This is a genomic window from Paenibacillus sp. LS-5 (assembly GCF_056121505.1).
Window position 1 is genome coordinate 1 of the sequence record NZ_JBWAVA010000022.1, and the last position, 15,976, is coordinate 15,976.

Sequence of the window (15,976 nt, forward strand, 5' to 3'; positions counted from 1 at the left end):
TTGCGTTAAAATCGCGACTTCCCCCTCGGGGGAAACTATGCTTCAAAGAGTTTACACAAAATTATTGACAGACCCAATTTTCATTTCATGGAATCCCTATAGAATGGGGCTATATGATACTAAATGAACTAATTGATACTAGTAATTATAGGGTACACACATTTGACAGGGTAGGGGTCATGGGTTCGAACCCCATCCGTCCTATACAGAGAAAGCCTTATTCTATAAGGCTTTTTTTGCTTTTTATGGACAGAAAACGTTTATGACCAACTTTGTAGTAGCGTTCCAATCCTCACATCCTAACCACTCGATACAAATTGAAGAACCCCAATTACTGTAAGAATAACAAAAATTCCAATTATAATGCTCAGTATAGTCCATACAATTTTCCGGGGACCAATAGCAGATGATTGCTCTAGTCTCGTAATTCGTTCTTCAAGCTCGTGTACCTTTTTCTCTGGATCATGATCATTCATAGGATTCCCTCCAAGGATTGAATTCCTTAATATTGGCACTTAAACCTATTATAATAAAATTGGAACATTATGTATATTACAGCTTGCCGGGTGCTATAGTCTTCTACCTCTATAAAAAAGCCGCCCATCGTGGATGGGTCGGCTTTTCAAATTAATTACTACTGTCTTATTCTCAGGACGTCTTGAGGCGCTCTACCCGTGCTTTGAATGAAGGAAATTTCCGAGTTGGTAAGGTTGCGTCCTACCAGAATAAACGAGGATGTGACGTTGTTAAAGTTGAAATTACCCAAGTTCGCTACGCTTTGGCTGCCGCGGAATACACGGAAGGACCCCTGAAAATTAATGCCTGAGAACAATACAAGTGTTATTTGAGAGCTCTGCACAACATTTCTGAGCCGGAAACTCGAGAGAACGTTGTTAAACCGAAACGCTCTAAGATCACGAACCGCAACGCCTCCACGTCTGAAGATAATTCTGCGAGCGGTAAAATTGGTTCCAGACCAGAGGGTAAGACGTACATCACTGTTTGCCATCTATATCACTCCTTTTCTTAGGATGATATAGTCTATTACTAACTTCAAAGAATGGTATAAGCCAAATACACTGTACTAAACGTTTGTTTTTCCGTATTTCTTTTTCCAATTCTCGGACCATTCTTTAAAACTCATTCCAGTTACTTCCTCTAATGTTTTCCCGTCAAATGAATAAGGTGCTCCCATTAATAACTCTTTTCCTTGAACAGGGAATGAGGTCCCGCCTATTACTTTACCTTCGCTAATCATGATAAAAACGTTAGTTTCAATATTATATATTTTTTCTAACGGATGATTTTTCACCGTGAATTCATATACAGTTATTTCTTTGCCAAAATACTTATCAGGCTGTACGTATTGGACACCCCAGCTTTGCTGGTACGGCACTGTTTCGGTACTTCCGTAAAGTTTGCTTTTGTCTAAAATATACTTTTGAACCTCGCCTTTTCGAGAAGTGACTTTATAACCTTGCTGTTCAACGTATTGCTCGGCTGTTTTCTCGCCGCCTTTGACTACGTTGCCACATCCAGTAAGTATTAAAAACAATACCCCAAAAATAATCCCTAAATTGGTAAGCCTCCTCATTAATCTCTCTTCCCCCCTTTTTCTATCTATGTATATTTTGAACAAAACCATTCCTCTCGTGGAAGAGCATAAATATAAATTCTCGAAAAATGCAATTCGATCCTCTATTCATCACAAGTCATCATAGCATTTTATTTATTTCAAATAATCTTTTAGCACCGCCCCAATCTCGGCTGTATACCTGGTCAACCTTAAGCTTATCTCTGTGCGCATCACATCACGAGTCAGGCCAAAGCGTTCCTGATATCCCCGGCAAAAAATTTTGTAATACAGCAAGAATTCCTCCTGTTCATCCACCATTATCCTGATATTGCGCTGCTTGAGCTCTTTTTGCAACTGGTAGGTATCCTGCATGACCCGCCGTTGAATGGCTTGCGCAGCCATCAAATAGACGCGCTTGAGGATATTGCTGGAGTGCTCGATCTCCTTCAGGCTCTTGCCAACCATTGTATCTATGTAAGGAAGCAAAATAAGGTCACGCACCATCGTCCGCTCTTCGATCGTGATCATTTTATCTCCGGGACTACGCTGCTGCTCCTCGTACTGCTCCACATGCTCCGTCATAATCATCTTTGTTTTCCAGCGTTCATTGCCTTCAAGCTTGCTCATTTATAATGCCCTCCAATCTGTTCAGCTCTCTCCAGGGCAACTCCGGATTCAAGTAATGAGGAAGCCCTGATGAGGGCCTGATTACCATACCGGGCTTTAATTCCGTCGATGGCCCGTTCTTTATTGTAAGAGCGGACCCGGTCATCGAACAGTGTAAGCTGGATTACACCGTCGTCCGAGAGTCGGGACAAAGTTACGGCTAGACGTCCTACAGGCAGCCCCGACCAATGGTCCACGAACAATTTTAGCGCTGCTGCTGCGACTTCATGCGTCAATGATGAAGGCTCGGGCAATGTCATCTGACGCTCGTAAGCGTGCGAGTGCTCTCCATCCGTCTCCAAGACTGAAACAGAGACCACAGCCCCCATGTAACGATACCGCCGTGCCCGCTGGCACACCTCAATGACGAGTTCAAGCAGCACCACTTCGATATCCGTAAGCCGGGTGTATAAATTCCAGCGCAAAGCCTTGCCGTGCCCTACTGACTTAATCTGATGGCGTATCCCTGTAACCACAGGGCTAGGATCAAGTCCACGTGCCGTTTGCCAATAATATTCCGCCTGGATATCACTTTGTTTGCCCATAGTAATCCGCATTCGCTGCTTGAACTCCGGTAGCTCCATGCGGGCTATGTCCCCGATGGTAGATATACCCATGCGCCAAAAATTCCTGGTCATCCTGGACGCCACCATAAACATATCCTGGACCGGCAGTTTCCACAGCGTGGACTCTAATTGGTCAAAGGTAAGCTCATATATCCCGTCTTTCATCTTTTTGGCATAGTTATCTGTCGCCATTTTGGCCATAACTTTAGTTGACCCGATGCCTACCCGGGTCCAGACCCCTGTCGACAGCAGAACATGGTGCTGGATTTTTCGAATCATATTTTGCAGCGATCCCCCAAAATAAGCGATGGAGCCTGTGACATCCAGGAACTGCTCGTCGATGCTATAGGGTTCCACCAAATCGGTATATGTCCGATAGATTTCTGATATCAACAGCGAGACTTTAATGTAAGTTCCCATGCGGGGGCGTATGACGGTCAGCCCGGGGCATTTGGTCATAGCTTCCCCCACCCGCGATGCCGTCGTTACTCCCTGAGCTTTGGCAATGGGGCAGGCTGCCAGCACAATGCCGTTCATACGGGTAGGGTCTCCTATTGCAACAGGTTTATCCCGGTATTCGGGATGGGCTGCTTTTTCGACGCTGGCATAAAAGGACTGGCAGTCGGACAGTAAAATAACGCGGTTCTTAGGCATAGCGCTTCTCCTCTACCGGCTGCCAGGCCAGGATATTGGCTATGATAAATACGCGGGGTGCTCCGGCAGTAAGACAATGGGCCCGAAGCCGCCCGTCCCTGATTCCCACAACCTCGATTTTCCGCTGAGATATTTTCCCCGACTTATCCATATATACAATTTCAATAATTTGACCGTCTCGAATCTGCATAAGATCCGCCTCCAAAACAGGAACATTTGTTTGTATTATAACCGCCATACAGATTTTTAAGCAATGGTAAAATAGAACAAACGTTCCTAATTTACAGCAATCACCTAACTATCATGGTCATAGGCCGGCGGCTTTCTTAAAAGGGGTGAATGGGGATTCGGCTGAAAGCCGCGTAAATCCCTCTTGGTTTCAACCCCCCGGGGGGGGGATATAATTAACTCGAATAAATCCAAATCTACAGGAGAATTATTATGCCGGAAGCAGTGATCATCAAAGACACCGAGTATAAACAAAAAATAAAAATAATCTTAGCACTTGCTGTACCTGCCATGATCGAGAACTTCCTGCAGACGATTGTAGGGTTTGTAGACACTCTTTTTGTTGCGAAGCTTGGTTTGGATGACGTTGCCGCTGTTGGTGTGTCCAATGCCATTGTGGCGGTCTATATTGCTGTTTTCATGGCTATTGGAGTGGGAACTTCCTCATTGATTGCCAGAAGCGTTGGTGCGGGCCACATCGACCAAGCAAAAGCAATCGCCCGGCAGTCCGCATGGATTTCTGCTATTGCAGGCATCCTGTTCGGTCTTGCTACTCTCTTCTTCGCGGAACCGTTATTGCGTCTAATGGGAGCCGAAGCAAATGTCATACAGCAAGGAGTTGTATATTTCCGGATCGTAGCTGTACCTTCTGTTTTCCTGGCCCTTATGACCATATTTGGAAGCATTCTTCGTGCGGCGGGCAATACCAAGACACCGATGAAGGTCGGCATTTGGATTAATCTTATTCATATTGTGCTGGATTATGTGCTCATTTTTGGTCTACGGGATTGGAACGGATGGGGAATCGCTGGCGCGGCCTGGGCAACATCAATCGTGCGGGTTATCGGTACTATAGCGTTGTACCTTTATATTCGTAAGTCCAAGCTTTCATTTTCTATCTGGAAAAGTTATGGAAGCGGGTTTACCATCCCGTTGTTAAAGCTTTCCGGTCCTGCTGCAGCAGAAAGGTTAATCATGCGTTTTGGTCAGGTCTTATACTTTGGTCTGATCGTCCGTCTGGGAACCGATGTGTATGCGGCCCATGTTCTGGCAGGAAATATCGAAGTGTTCTCCTACATGCCCGGATACGGTCTTGCCATTGCAGCAACAACCTTAGTAGGCCAGCATCTGGGTGCGGAGCGGAAACGGGATGCTTACCAATATGGCATGCTCACTGCATGGATCGCTGTAGTATTCATGGGAGCTGTCGGTATACTTCTCTTTTTCTTCTCGCCGCTTGCGGCCGGCTGGTTTACTAAAGATAAAGACATCATTCATATGGTCACGACAGCCCTTCGAATAGATGCTTTTGCCCAGCCATTTCTTGCTATCGGGCTTGTACTAGCCGGAGCGTTACAGGGTGCTGGGGACACCAAAAGCCCCATGTATAGTACAACAATCGGGATGTGGCTGATTCGAGTCGTGGGTGTGTATGTATTAGATTCAGAAGACATATGCATGCGGGCCAAGACCAAGCTTAATAACCCCCACATCAAATACCCTGCCAATTCTGGCAGGGTACAGAGGTTGTGTAACATTCATTTTATAATGACAGCTAAATTTATTTGTAGTATGAAGTAGTCAATGGAATAAATACGGAGGAGCCGTCTTTAACATCTCCGGTTACATAAAGTTTACTTACTCCCGCAATGTTCACTTCTATCGTTATGAGTCCCTCCTGGGCCGTAATGTTCTGTTTCTTAAGCACCGTGTCGGTATCACTGTCGATAATGGAGAAGTCTTTAATATCATCGCCTATAGCTGCAACCTGGAGATACAGCTTTTGATATTTTTTATCAGGGTAGAGCATGAAGGAAGAGCCCCGGGTTCCATTACCGTTATCAAAATGGACATCTTTATAATCTTTGTCTTTATACACCGTTTTGTCCGGATCTTTCGTATGATAGGATGAATCAAATCCGGCGGCAATAGATACACCCTCCGTTTGTTCGCCTAACAATATGGTGTTGGCTGCAGCATCAAAATTAACGGTAACCCCCAGCAGGTCAGACACCGCTCTCACAGGTAAGTACGTTGTATTCTTATAACTTATTGGAGCTACGACTGCACCGCTGCTGTTCTTAAGCTGGACAGGCTGGCCATCGACCTTAAATTTGATTCCGGGATTGAGGAAAGCTTTGATCTCTTGCAGGTTAGCACCGGCGTATACACCCGTCCCCATGCCTCCAAGCACAGCAAAAACAGTCAGCGCGGCCGTCAACTTCTTTTTCAATTCATCAAAACCCCTTTCCGTTATTTCAAATTTTAATATCTCTATTGGAGTATAATGAATCTTCCCATCGTATGCAATATTTTCCGGGTCTCCCCTTTTCTCGGCTGTAATAAAACCCAATATATGGTACGATCAATCTGGAGGTAGATAGTGATGGGTGTCTTTTACTGGGCTTTTTTGATTATAGGAATTATCGTTGCCGGTGGTTTGATAGGGGCCAAGAGACGAAGGTGATTCCTTGTACTGTATACGAACAATTACCACAATAGGCTATTATGGGATGATCTCCTCATCAGGCCAACCAAAAAATCCGCCAGCCTAGGGCTGACGGAGGGTACCTGTCGTTGCAGTGCAGATGCTTACAGCAGAATAGTTCTCGAGATGATTACCAACAAAATAAACAAAACCAGGATTGCACTGGTAGAGGTAAATGCGCCATATCCGCCACCGTATCCGCCAACATTTTCACCCATTATGTGTAATTCCTCCTTAATGTAGAGTACAGCTTAGAATATGCGAAGCGCCCCCATGTGCTTGGGCATAACTGCAAGAACTTGCTTCCGCGATTGATGATTTCAAATAATAACAAAGATGTAACCTTAATAACTGTTAAGGATTGCCAAGGTGGTTTAAGTAATTAGTACATAGAGTTGTGAGATAGAAGTAAGGGAAGTGAGACATCAATGAAGAAAAAAGATATTCAGCTTGCCCTCGTTGCCAGCATGTGTCAGCGTGTCCTTCTGGTGAGCGGAGAAATCTATACCGGAAAATGTGAAATTGATCCGGCTTCCGATGTGTTGGAGATCATAACAAATGAGGGGCGGCTTAAACTCCCCTACTGGACTATAAAACGTTTCGTAAGGCTGTAACCCCTGAGGTGAAATTCATGAGTAAATCCAAACATTCAGATCAAACAATCGTCTCATTTTTGCTCGGTCTGGCTTCTTTGTTGATTATCGCCTTTTTTGTCATCCGCTACATTATTCAGAATATTTAAACGGAGGCGGTAATGGTGCAGCAGGAAAAGAGGATCTGCCCCGCATGCGGAGGCAGCCAGTTCACAAAAGGAGTCATGAAAAGCAGTGATGCCAACGTAAGACCCATCGGCAAACCTTTTTCATTTGGCTCTCCAGTGATTTTCACCTTTTGCAAACAATGTGGTGAAGTGGCTTCCATAGCAATTGAAAACCCCGAAAAATTCTAATCTACTGCCTCCTGGAGCAGATCAGGCATCCGGCCCATGGTGAACAAAGGACAGCACTGACTCTTCTCCTAATCCATCCCCCCTTAATGTGAAATGATAGTATGCATTACCGGCAATGATAATAAATCGCAGAAGATTGGCAAGAAAATTTCTTGGCTATGGTGATTGATTTCTGCAGAAATATATCTTACAATGGGTTCATAAACGCGCGTTTATAAAAAGGGGGACACTATGCGCAGCGAAGATATAGCCAAGCTCGCCGGGGTATCCCGAAGCACGGTTTCCCGCGTGATCAACAACTATTCCAACGTCCCTGAGGAGACCCGGGCCAAGGTGCTGAAGGTGATTGAGCAGCATCAGTATGAGCCGAACAGCTTCGCCCGGGCTCTGGCCGGTAAGAAGACCGACACAATCGGACTTTTCGCTATCAGCATGAATGAGAAAGAGAATACGACCCGGATCTATCAGAACAATTACTTCGCGCCTTTCGTGGATGCCGTTGTCGACACCTCGAATGCCCGCGGCTGTTATGTGCTGATACACACTGTATATTCTCCGGACGATTTCCTGAAGGTGAAGCAGGCCTTCCTGCAGAAACGGATTGACGGCGGCATTATCGTCGGCACCCAGAAGGATATTGATATCGTACGGGAGATGGTTAGCCTCGAATTCCCGCTCGTGCTGATCGATTACGACATTTCCGAGATTATGTCAGAGCATCTGGACCGCAACCATCTGGCTATCGTAAATTCCAAGGACTATGAGGGTACAGTCGAAGCTATTGAGTATCTGATCAACCTGGGGCATGAAGAAATCGGCATGATCTGCGGACGGATGAACACCTACTCCGGACGGGAACGCTACATGGCTTACGAGGATACGCTGAAGAAGCATGGATTGGCGCTGAATGAGAAATTTGTCCTAAAGGGTGATTTTCTCAAAGAAACCGCCTATGAAGAGGTCAAGAAGCTGCTTGCTTCCGGTGGATCTCTGCCGACCGCCTTCTTCTCCTCCAATGACGACATGGCTATCTCAGCGATGGAAGCGTTCTCTGAACATGGCATTTCCGTCCCGGAGGATATCTCCATCGCCGGATTCGATGATGTGCAGCTGGCTTCACGCATTCATCCTAAGCTGACCTCCGTCCGTCTGCCGATCTACGAAATGTCCAAGGCTGCGGTTGAGAAAGTGATCGAGCTGTGCGATTCCCGCCAGCCGACCTTCAGTACCATCAGCTTCCCGGCGCGGCTGGTCGAAAGAGACTCCTGCCAGCCGCCGAAGAAGTAAAGCAATCATTGCTAATCCTTATCTTTCGAGAAACTCCCTTTCCCCCGGGGGATTTTTTCTCAGTCTTGTAAACGCGCGTTCACAATTGAAAGGAGACTACTCTCTCATGAAATTCGGAACTTTTGACGACACTCGCAAAGAGTATGTAATCAACACTCCCAAAACGCCTTACCCATGGATTAACTACCTCGGCAACGAGCAATTTTTCGGCCTGATCTCCAATACTGCCGGCGGTTACACCTTCTACCGCGATGCGCGGATGAGAAGACTTACCCGTTACCGGTATAACAATATTCCGCTGGATACAGGCGGACGCTACTACTATCTGTATGATGACGGTGATTTCTGGACCCCGGGCTGGATGCCTGTAAAACGCGACCTCGATTTCTATGAGTGCCGCCACGGTCTGGGCTACACATCCATTACAGGCGAACGTAACGGTATTTCCGTGAACCAGCTCGCTTTTGTACCGATGGGCCACAATGCCGAAGTGCATCGTCTGGTTGTTAAGAACACTGGCTCCGCGAAGAAATCCGTGAAGCTGTTCTCTTTTGCTGAATTCTGTCTGTGGAATGCCAATGATGATATGACCAACTTCCAGCGCAACCTCAGCACCGGCGAAGTTGAAGTGAAGGATTCCGTAATCTATCACAAAACCGAATACCGTGAGCGCAGAAACCACTACGCTTTCTACTCTGTAAATAAAGAAATTGCCGGCTTCGATACAGACCGCGAATCCTTCGTGGGTATGTACAACGGTCTGGACGCTCCGCAGGCAGTCGCTGCTGGTGAAGCCACCAACTCCGTGGCCAGCGGCTGGTCGCCAATCGGCTCCCATGCCCTGAACATCACGCTGGAACCAGGCGAAGAACAAAGCTTCATCTTTGTACTCGGTTATATCGAGAACCCTGAAGATGAGAAATGGGAATCTCTGAACGTCATCAACAAGAAACCGGCTCTGGCTGTAATTGAGCAATTTGCTACAGATGCTCAAGTAGATGCCGCCCTGGCTGTTCTGGCTGCACACTGGGATAACCTGCTGTCCAAATATCAGATTCAGAGCAGTGACGACAAGCTGAACCGCATGGTTAACATCTGGAATCCGTACCAATGTATGGTTACCTTCAACATGTCCCGTTCCGCTTCCTACTTCGAATCCGGCATTGGTCGCGGTATGGGCTTCCGCGACTCCAACCAGGACTTGCTCGGCTTCGTTCACCAGATTCCAGAACGCGCCAGAGAGCGTATTCTTGATATCGCCGCAACTCAATTCCCTGACGGCAGCGCGTATCACCAGTACCAACCGCTCACCAAAAAGGGCAACAACGAAGTCGGCTCCGGCTTCAATGATGATCCGCTATGGCTGATCTCGGGAACGGCTGCTTACATTAAGGAAACCGGGGATTATTCGATCCTTGATGAGCAGGTTCCTTTTGACAGCAACCCTGACCACACAGCTACCCTGTTCGAACACTTGAAGCTGTCCTTCGAGCATGTAACGAACAACCTCGGACCACACGGCTTGCCGCTGATCGGCCGCGCGGACTGGAATGACTGTCTGAATCTGAACTGCTTCTCCACCGAGCCGGGCGAATCGTTCCAGACGACTGAGAATATCGCTGGCGGCGTAGCGGAATCCGTGTTCATCGCAGGCCTGTTCGTCTTCGTTGGACCGGACTATGCTGAAATTTGCCGCATGCGCGGATTGGATGATGTAGCTGCAGATGCGGTTGCGAAGATCGAGAACATGAGTGCCATCACTCTCTCCCACGGCTTTGACGGCGACTGGTTCCTGCGCGCTTATGACCACTACGGCGACAAGATCGGCAGCAAAGAGAACGAAGAAGGCCAAATCTTCATCGAGCCGCAAGGCATGTGCGTAATGGCGGGTATCGGCGTGGAGAACGGCGAAGCCGCCCGTGCGCTGACTTCCGTACAGGAACGTCTGGATACAGATTACGGTATCGTATTGCAGCAGCCTCCGTACTCCAAGTACTACTTGAACCTGGGTGAAATTTCTACGTACCCTCCGGGCTACAAGGAAAATGCCGGTATTTTCTGCCACAACAACCCTTGGATCATGATTGCTGAAACCGTGCTGGGCCATGGCGACAGAGCTTTTGATATCTATAAGAAAATCGCTCCGGCTTATCTGGAAGACATCAGCGAAGTTCACCGCATGGAACCTTATGTGTACTCGCAGATGATCGCTGGTAAAGATGCTGTACGTCACGGGGAAGCGAAGAACTCCTGGCTGACGGGTACTGCTGCATGGAACTATGTAGCGATTACACAGTCCATTCTCGGTATCCAGGCTGATTTCGCTGGTCTGAAAGTAGATCCTTGTATCCCTGCTGAATGGGATGGCTTCGAAATCACCCGCGTCTTCCGTGGAGATACTTATGTGATTCAGATCAAGAATCCGAACCATGTCTCCAAAGGCGTAGCAAGCCTCACCCTCGACGGCGCTGCTGTTGAAGGCAACATCATCGCCCCTGTCGGCGACGGCGCTGTGCATCACGTTGTTGTAGAGCTGGGCTAATCCGGATTTTCTGCTGCACGGATACATCGTATCCTTTAATAAAGTAAAGCACGGGCCTTCTCCTTGTAAAAGGAGGGGGCCCGTTGTTTATTGCGGATTATGACTTCATAGCGCGCAATACTGGTGAAGCTTAAGCCGCTTTCCGTTTGAATGCGCGCATCGCAAAGATATAGGCTATGATCGTAATTCCGGCACACCACGAAAGCGCGATCCATATCTCATTCCCCACAGGCTGACCTGAAAGCAGCGCACGTATGGATTCCACGATTGAAGTTACCGGCTGGTTATCGGCAAAAGCGCGAACTCCTTTCGGCATCGAATCGGTCGGCACAAAGGCCGAGCTGATAAACGGGAGGAAGATAAGCGGATAGGAAAATGCGCTTGCCCCTTCCACTGTTTTTCCGGACAATCCGGCAATCGCCGCAACCCAGGTTAAAGCCAGCGTAAACAGCACGAGTATACCGGTTACAGCGAGCCATGGCAGGACCCCTGCCGACGAGCGGAAGCCCATCATGAGCGCTACAAGAATGATGACGATAAGTGAAATGACGTTGGATACCAGCGAGGTCAGCACATGCCCCCACAGCACGGCGGAACGCGCAATCGGCATGGAGTGGAACCGCTCAATGATGCCCCGTTGCTTATCCATAAACAGGCGGTAAGCCGTATAGGATATACCGCTCGCAATCGCAATCAGCAGAATACCAGGCAACAGGTAGTTCACATAGTTATCCGCACCGATGCGGATGGCCCCGCCAAACACATAGACAAACAACAACATCATCGCAATCGGAGTAATGCAGACCGTGATGATGGTGTCCATGCTGCGGAAAATGTGACGCATGGAACGCCCAAGCATAACGCTCATGTCGCTGAAAAAATATTTATTCATGGTTACTTATCCTCCTTTTTACCGATGATTGCGAGGAAGATCTCCTCCAATGAAGGTTGTTTTTCCACATACTCCACCTTTGCGGGCGGGAATAGCTTCTTCAGTTCTTCAAGCGTGCCACCCGCAATAATCCTGCCCTCATGCAAAATGGCAATCCGATCCGCAAGCTGTTCAGCCTCATCCAAATACTGAGTAGTCAGGAATACCGTCGTACCACCGTTCGAGAGCTCCTTGACAATCTTCCAGGCCTCCATGCGTGCCTCGGGATCAAGCCCTGTGGTCGGCTCGTCGAGGAAAATGAGCTGCGGTTTTCCGATCAGGCTCATAGCAATGTCGAGCCTGCGGCGCATACCGCCCGAATAAGTGGACGCCTTACGGTTGGCAGCATCCGTTAAGCCGAAGCGTTCCAGCAGATCGTCCGCAATTTGACGCGGATGCTCAAGATGCCGCAGCTTCGCAATCATAACCAGATTTTCCCGACCGGTTAAAATCTCGTCCACGGCGGCAAATTGCCCGGTCAGACTGAGCGATTGCCGCACATGGTCGGGCTGGGCTGCAATGTCGAATCCGTTTACGGCGGCAGTTCCGCTATCCTGTTTGAGCAGCGTAGTGAGAATTCTAACAATTGTCGTCTTGCCCGCGCCGTTAGAGCCCAGCAGGGCGAAAATCTCACCCCGCTTCACTTCAAAATCGACGCCTTTTAGGACTTCAGTGTTCTTATAAGATTTTCGGAGACCTTTCACTTCAATTGCTTTATCCATCCCGCTTCCCTCCTGTTACTTTTTTTTATGTTCAAGAGATTCCTGATAGATGTCCGCGTAAGTTTTTGAATCTTTGATTAAGTCATCGCAGAAAGCTGCTACGTCACTGCCCGTCACTTCCAGCACACCTTTCCCCCTAGCCGCTCCCTCTTCAAAAAGATCGACAATCCCCGAGAGTAACCCCGTCCCCTCGGTAAGCTCGACAGGGCCGACCTTGAAGAGATATTTTTGAATCTCTTTATAAACAATCTGATAATCCTGCGGGAGCGCCTGGACACGCGCCACGTGTGCGCGCCACTCTTTTTTGCCTTCGATAATATCTCGTATATTCATTTTATCCTCCTCCTATTTACCTAATTTTTTAGCGATATTATTGTTGAGCTGCTGACGCCATCTGTCGCGATAAGACTTTGCCCCTTCTTCGCCGGCCAGCGCTGAACAGAATCCTTTGATATCGTCACCTAATACCTCTTGGACACTCTGACCATCCGCCGCCGTCTCCTCAAGCAGGCCAAGCACACCATCAAGAATGGGCATAAGATTGCGACCGGTGAAATCGGAGTGCGGCCAAAGATTGCCGTTAATTTGTGTCCATGCCGCTTGATAATCCGCAGGCAGCTTCTTGGCTCGAGATTCAAAAGCTTTCATTTCCTTAGTCATGTCGCTGCCGGTGATTTTTTCCCAAAAATTCATTATTCCCTCTCCTTTAACTCGTTGATTTTTGAGGATACGAACTCCCACTTTTCCCAGAACTTCTGCAGCTCCTCGCGCCCTGCATCGTTAATCGCGAAAAACTTTCGCGGCGGTCCCATGTCGGAGGGTTTCTTGGTGATCTCCACCAGCTTATTTTTTTCAAGCCGGATCAGGATCGTGTACACCGTCCCTTCTACAACATCTGTGAAGCCGAGGGCGTTCAGCTGCCGCGTAATTTCGTATCCGTAGGTTTCTTTGCGGCCTATAATTTCAAGTACACAGCCCTCAAGCGCGCCTTTGAGCATTTCTGTTATGTTATCCAGCACAATCGCTCCTCACTATTCTGTATGACTGGTATGCAGTATCACTTACTACTGCTATAAAGTAACACGCAGTAGTCGCTTTGTCAATATCATTTTCACTGACTTTGGCCCCTGTAGCATATCGCCAAGCACAAAAACCACCCGTTCGTCCGCTGCTCAGCGGTACAACCGGGTGGTTGAGATTACATAAGAATAGTCCGCTTGCACACGGTTCAGGAAATGCCGCTGCAGCTTACGCCTTGCTCTCCGGGATCCATACCTTCATCTCGCCGCTGCCGCGGTTGCCCCACAGATAATAGGGAATGGCTGTGATCTCGGCGGGTGTCATTGGTGCCTTAGCTTTGCTATATAAGCCTCCGCGCCAGCCTGCCTGTTCTATCCGGCTGCCTTGGGCTTTTACCACTACTGCACCGCCCAACAGTGAATCTTCAAAGTGCTCCGTGAACGATGCCGATTCATCTATCGCTATCGAGCTCAGAGGCGCTCCATTATCGGACTCTTCCAGGCAATAGACCAGCGGTCCCCGCTGGATGGCTGTCTTCCCTGCATCGGCTCGCAGCTCAGGATGGGCATAGACCCGGTGCGCTTCCATAGGCAGCTTCAACTCGATGATATCCCCGGCATTCCAGACTCTGCGGATCACGCAGTATCCCTGGGTTTCATTCTCGTCCAGACTCAGTTTCTCACCGCCGACCCGGATTTCCACATCGCTGCTCCAGGAAGGAATACGCAGGGAGATACCGAACTCTCCCGACTGAGCTGGATTTACCTTCAGCATAACTGTCCCTTCCAAGGGATAGCTGCTCTGCTGACTGACCACTACTTCTGTCCCGCCCAGTGTGGTCTTCAATTCACTGCCAATGTATAGGTTGGTATACAGCGTATCGCCATGAACCGTATAGATATACTGATTCAGCGAGGTCAGCAGCCGTGCCACATTCGGAGGGCAGCAGGCGCAGCCGAACCAGCCCTGGCGCTCGGATTTTACATGGTGCTTATCCGGATTGCAGGTGCAGGCCTGAGGCCATACCTCCAGCGGATTCACATAGAAATAGTGTTTACCGTCCTGTGCCATAGAGCCAAGAACGTTATTATAGAGCGCCCGCTCCATCACATCCGCATAGCGCGCATCCGGCTCCAGTTCCAGCATCCGCCGGGCAAAAAAGATCAGGCCGATCGAAGCGCAAGTCTCCGCATATCCCGTGTCATTAGGCAGGTCGTAATTGAAAGTGAAGGCCTCACCCTTGTGCGTGGAACCGATACCTCCGGTAATATACATCTGCTTGCCCGTCATGTTATCCCATAATCTTACACAGGCATTGCGTAAGGCTTCATCCCCGGTAATCGCCGCAAGATCTGCCATCGCCGTATACATATAGACCGCCCGGACCGAATGCCCCACTGCCTCACTTTGCTCCCTCACCGGTAGATGGGCTTGATTATAGGCCGGATCTATACTGTCTGTCTGCGTTCCGCTCCAATGTGTAACCCGGCCACGGCCTTCCCATTCCTGCCGCAGGAAATTCGGCTCTTGCCCTCTCTGATCGATAAAAAAGCTGCTAAGCTTCAGGTACTTCTCCTCACCTGTCAACCGGTACAGCTTCACCAGTGCAAGCTCGATTTCCTGATGTCCGTCATACCCCTTCAGCTTGCCGTCCTCCGGTCCAAATACGGAATCAATATAATCGGCCATCCGGCGCATGATATGCAGCAGCTTGTCTTTGCCCGTCGCTTCATAATAAGCAACTGCAGCTTCAATAAAATGTCCTGCGCAGTACAGCTCATGACAATCCTGCAGGTTGGTCCAGCGTTTGCCAGGCTCCTTAATGGTAAAATAAGTGTTCAGGTAACCATCCGGCTGCTGCGCTTCAGCAATCAGGTCAATGACCGCGTCAGCCCGGGACTCCAGTTCCGGGTCACGTTTTAGACTAAGCGAGTAACCTACCGCCTCCAGCCACTTGGCGACATCGCTATCCTGGAACACCCAGCCGTGGTACTGGCCTTCTTTTCTCCCGGCGGCAATTTCAAAATTGGCAATCGCATGGCTCGGCTCCGCATCCGGCACACGGTCATGCAGCGCTTCATATTGATAGGGAATGACCACATCCTGTACCAGACGGATATAGCGCCCCCAGAATTCATCCTGAATGGTTACGGACAGTTTGTCTGCTGCTTGATGAATTACGGATATTTTGTTCATTTCCACTACTCCTCTGTGTTTATTTCCTTCTCGCTAATTGCCATTATAGACGGTAAAATAAATAAAAAACAGGATCAGAAGCAACCCTGTTTTTGTACTATTTCACACTCGGATTATATCAGTGCGTTAGCGCAGATAACCTATTAATAAG

At 48.5% G+C, this 15,976-nt stretch carries 19 protein-coding genes; 5 read left to right on the forward strand and 14 right to left on the reverse strand.

The genetic code is table 11. The features are described from left to right. Positions 1 to 299: 299 nt before the first annotated feature. The 6 genes from AC0MA3_RS23405 to AC0MA3_RS23430 form a co-directional block, all read right to left on the reverse strand. Entirely contained in the window at positions 300 to 476 is a 177-nt protein-coding gene (locus AC0MA3_RS23405) for a hypothetical protein (protein WP_474658003.1), read from the reverse strand. Positions 477 to 634: 158 nt separating this feature from the next. Beyond that, on the reverse strand, positions 635 to 1,009 hold the full coding sequence (locus AC0MA3_RS23410; protein ID WP_474658004.1) for a hypothetical protein: 375 nt from the start codon (positions 1,007 to 1,009) through the stop codon (positions 635 to 637). Positions 1,010 to 1,084: 75 nt separating this feature from the next. Beyond that, the gene (locus tag AC0MA3_RS23415; RefSeq protein ID WP_474658005.1) at positions 1,085 to 1,639 is read right to left on the reverse strand and encodes a hypothetical protein; all 555 of its coding nucleotides are present in this window, start codon (positions 1,637 to 1,639) and stop codon (positions 1,085 to 1,087) included. Positions 1,640 to 1,729: 90 nt separating this feature from the next. Next, positions 1,730 to 2,203: a YhjD family protein gene (locus tag AC0MA3_RS23420; RefSeq protein ID WP_474658006.1), complete on the reverse strand. Its 474-nt coding sequence runs from the start codon at positions 2,201 to 2,203 to the stop codon at positions 1,730 to 1,732. Next, the gene (locus tag AC0MA3_RS23425) at positions 2,200 to 3,462 is read right to left on the reverse strand and encodes a DNA polymerase IV (protein ID WP_474658007.1); all 1,263 of its coding nucleotides are present in this window, start codon (positions 3,460 to 3,462) and stop codon (positions 2,200 to 2,202) included. Before AC0MA3_RS23425 ends, AC0MA3_RS23420 begins: the two co-directional genes overlap by 4 nt. Continuing rightward, positions 3,455 to 3,652, reverse strand: coding sequence for a hypothetical protein (locus AC0MA3_RS23430; protein WP_474658008.1), 198 nt, complete (start codon positions 3,650 to 3,652; stop codon positions 3,455 to 3,457). The genes AC0MA3_RS23425 and AC0MA3_RS23430 overlap by 8 nt, the downstream gene beginning before the upstream one ends. 251 nt (positions 3,653 to 3,903) lie before the next feature. Between AC0MA3_RS23430 and AC0MA3_RS23435 the strand changes: the two genes are divergently transcribed. Next, positions 3,904 to 5,271, forward strand: a complete 1,368-nt coding sequence (locus tag AC0MA3_RS23435) for an MATE family efflux transporter (RefSeq protein WP_474658009.1) — start codon at positions 3,904 to 3,906, stop codon at positions 5,269 to 5,271. On the opposite strand, the gene AC0MA3_RS23440 is transcribed toward AC0MA3_RS23435, so the two are convergent. After that, positions 5,252 to 5,923, reverse strand: a complete 672-nt coding sequence (locus AC0MA3_RS23440) for a stalk domain-containing protein (RefSeq protein WP_379153346.1) — start codon at positions 5,921 to 5,923, stop codon at positions 5,252 to 5,254. The genes AC0MA3_RS23435 and AC0MA3_RS23440 overlap by 20 nt on opposite strands. 359 nt (positions 5,924 to 6,282) lie before the next feature. Then, complete coding sequence (locus tag AC0MA3_RS23445; RefSeq protein ID WP_379153348.1) at positions 6,283 to 6,396, reverse strand: YjcZ family sporulation protein; 114 nt, start codon at positions 6,394 to 6,396, stop codon at positions 6,283 to 6,285. A gap of 210 nt (positions 6,397 to 6,606) precedes the next feature. Here AC0MA3_RS23445 and AC0MA3_RS23450 point away from each other — a divergent pair, with 210 nt between their 5' ends. The 4 genes from AC0MA3_RS23450 (at position 6,607) to AC0MA3_RS23465 (ending at position 10,956) form a co-directional block, all read left to right on the forward strand. Further along, positions 6,607 to 6,792, forward strand: coding sequence for a hypothetical protein (locus tag AC0MA3_RS23450; protein WP_379153350.1), 186 nt, complete (start codon positions 6,607 to 6,609; stop codon positions 6,790 to 6,792). Positions 6,793 to 6,932: 140 nt separating this feature from the next. Beyond that, on the forward strand, positions 6,933 to 7,127 hold the full coding sequence (locus tag AC0MA3_RS23455) for a hypothetical protein (RefSeq protein WP_474658010.1): 195 nt from the start codon (positions 6,933 to 6,935) through the stop codon (positions 7,125 to 7,127). A gap of 231 nt (positions 7,128 to 7,358) precedes the next feature. Next, positions 7,359 to 8,414 carry a LacI family DNA-binding transcriptional regulator gene (locus AC0MA3_RS23460; RefSeq protein ID WP_474658011.1) on the forward strand — a complete coding sequence of 352 codons (1,056 nt, stop codon included), beginning with the start codon at positions 7,359 to 7,361 and terminating at the stop codon, positions 8,412 to 8,414. 106 nt (positions 8,415 to 8,520) lie between these two features. Next, entirely contained in the window at positions 8,521 to 10,956 is a 2,436-nt protein-coding gene (locus AC0MA3_RS23465; protein WP_474658012.1) for a glycoside hydrolase family 94 protein, read from the forward strand. Positions 10,957 to 11,086: 130 nt separating this feature from the next. On the opposite strand, the gene AC0MA3_RS23470 is transcribed toward AC0MA3_RS23465, so the two are convergent. The 6 genes from AC0MA3_RS23470 to AC0MA3_RS23495 form a co-directional block, all read right to left on the reverse strand. Then, entirely contained in the window at positions 11,087 to 11,848 is a 762-nt protein-coding gene (locus AC0MA3_RS23470) for an ABC transporter permease (RefSeq protein WP_474658013.1), read from the reverse strand. Positions 11,849 to 11,850: 2 nt separating this feature from the next. After that, on the reverse strand, positions 11,851 to 12,609 hold the full coding sequence (locus AC0MA3_RS23475) for an ABC transporter ATP-binding protein (protein ID WP_474658014.1): 759 nt from the start codon (positions 12,607 to 12,609) through the stop codon (positions 11,851 to 11,853). Positions 12,610 to 12,624: 15 nt separating this feature from the next. Further along, entirely contained in the window at positions 12,625 to 12,942 is a 318-nt protein-coding gene (locus AC0MA3_RS23480) for a DUF1048 domain-containing protein (RefSeq protein ID WP_474658015.1), read from the reverse strand. 12 nt (positions 12,943 to 12,954) lie between these two features. Beyond that, positions 12,955 to 13,302, reverse strand: coding sequence for a DUF1048 domain-containing protein (locus AC0MA3_RS23485; protein WP_474658016.1), 348 nt, complete (start codon positions 13,300 to 13,302; stop codon positions 12,955 to 12,957). Beyond that, positions 13,302 to 13,607, reverse strand: a complete 306-nt coding sequence (locus AC0MA3_RS23490; RefSeq protein ID WP_474658065.1) for a PadR family transcriptional regulator — start codon at positions 13,605 to 13,607, stop codon at positions 13,302 to 13,304. Before AC0MA3_RS23490 ends, AC0MA3_RS23485 begins: the two co-directional genes overlap by 1 nt. A gap of 250 nt (positions 13,608 to 13,857) precedes the next feature. Next, positions 13,858 to 15,825 carry a glycoside hydrolase family 127 protein gene (locus tag AC0MA3_RS23495; RefSeq protein WP_474658017.1) on the reverse strand — a complete coding sequence of 656 codons (1,968 nt, stop codon included), beginning with the start codon at positions 15,823 to 15,825 and terminating at the stop codon, positions 13,858 to 13,860. Positions 15,826 to 15,976: the final 151 nt, after the last annotated feature.

Coding starts and splice junctions, on each gene's coding strand:
- AC0MA3_RS23405 (WP_474658003.1), bottom strand. CDS start 476: ATGAATGATCATGATCCAGAGAAAAAGGTACACGAGCTTGAAGAACGA.
- AC0MA3_RS23410 (WP_474658004.1), bottom strand. CDS start 1,009: ATGGCAAACAGTGATGTACGTCTTACCCTCTGGTCTGGAACCAATTTT.
- AC0MA3_RS23420 (WP_474658006.1), bottom strand. CDS start 2,203: ATGAGCAAGCTTGAAGGCAATGAACGCTGGAAAACAAAGATGATTATG.
- AC0MA3_RS23425 (WP_474658007.1), bottom strand. CDS start 3,462: ATGCCTAAGAACCGCGTTATTTTACTGTCCGACTGCCAGTCCTTTTAT.
- AC0MA3_RS23430 (WP_474658008.1), bottom strand. CDS start 3,652: ATGCAGATTCGAGACGGTCAAATTATTGAAATTGTATATATGGATAAG.
- AC0MA3_RS23435 (WP_474658009.1), top strand. CDS start 3,904: ATGCCGGAAGCAGTGATCATCAAAGACACCGAGTATAAACAAAAAATA.
- AC0MA3_RS23445 (WP_379153348.1), bottom strand. CDS start 6,396: ATGGGTGAAAATGTTGGCGGATACGGTGGCGGATATGGCGCATTTACC.
- AC0MA3_RS23450 (WP_379153350.1), top strand. CDS start 6,607: ATGAAGAAAAAAGATATTCAGCTTGCCCTCGTTGCCAGCATGTGTCAG.
- AC0MA3_RS23455 (WP_474658010.1), top strand. CDS start 6,933: ATGGTGCAGCAGGAAAAGAGGATCTGCCCCGCATGCGGAGGCAGCCAG.
- AC0MA3_RS23460 (WP_474658011.1), top strand. CDS start 7,359: ATGCGCAGCGAAGATATAGCCAAGCTCGCCGGGGTATCCCGAAGCACG.
- AC0MA3_RS23465 (WP_474658012.1), top strand. CDS start 8,521: ATGAAATTCGGAACTTTTGACGACACTCGCAAAGAGTATGTAATCAAC.
- AC0MA3_RS23470 (WP_474658013.1), bottom strand. CDS start 11,848: ATGAATAAATATTTTTTCAGCGACATGAGCGTTATGCTTGGGCGTTCC.
- AC0MA3_RS23475 (WP_474658014.1), bottom strand. CDS start 12,609: ATGGATAAAGCAATTGAAGTGAAAGGTCTCCGAAAATCTTATAAGAAC.
- AC0MA3_RS23480 (WP_474658015.1), bottom strand. CDS start 12,942: ATGAATATACGAGATATTATCGAAGGCAAAAAAGAGTGGCGCGCACAC.
- AC0MA3_RS23485 (WP_474658016.1), bottom strand. CDS start 13,302: ATGAATTTTTGGGAAAAAATCACCGGCAGCGACATGACTAAGGAAATG.
- AC0MA3_RS23490 (WP_474658065.1), bottom strand. CDS start 13,607: ATGCTCAAAGGCGCGCTTGAGGGCTGTGTACTTGAAATTATAGGCCGC.
- AC0MA3_RS23495 (WP_474658017.1), bottom strand. CDS start 15,825: ATGAACAAAATATCCGTAATTCATCAAGCAGCAGACAAACTGTCCGTA.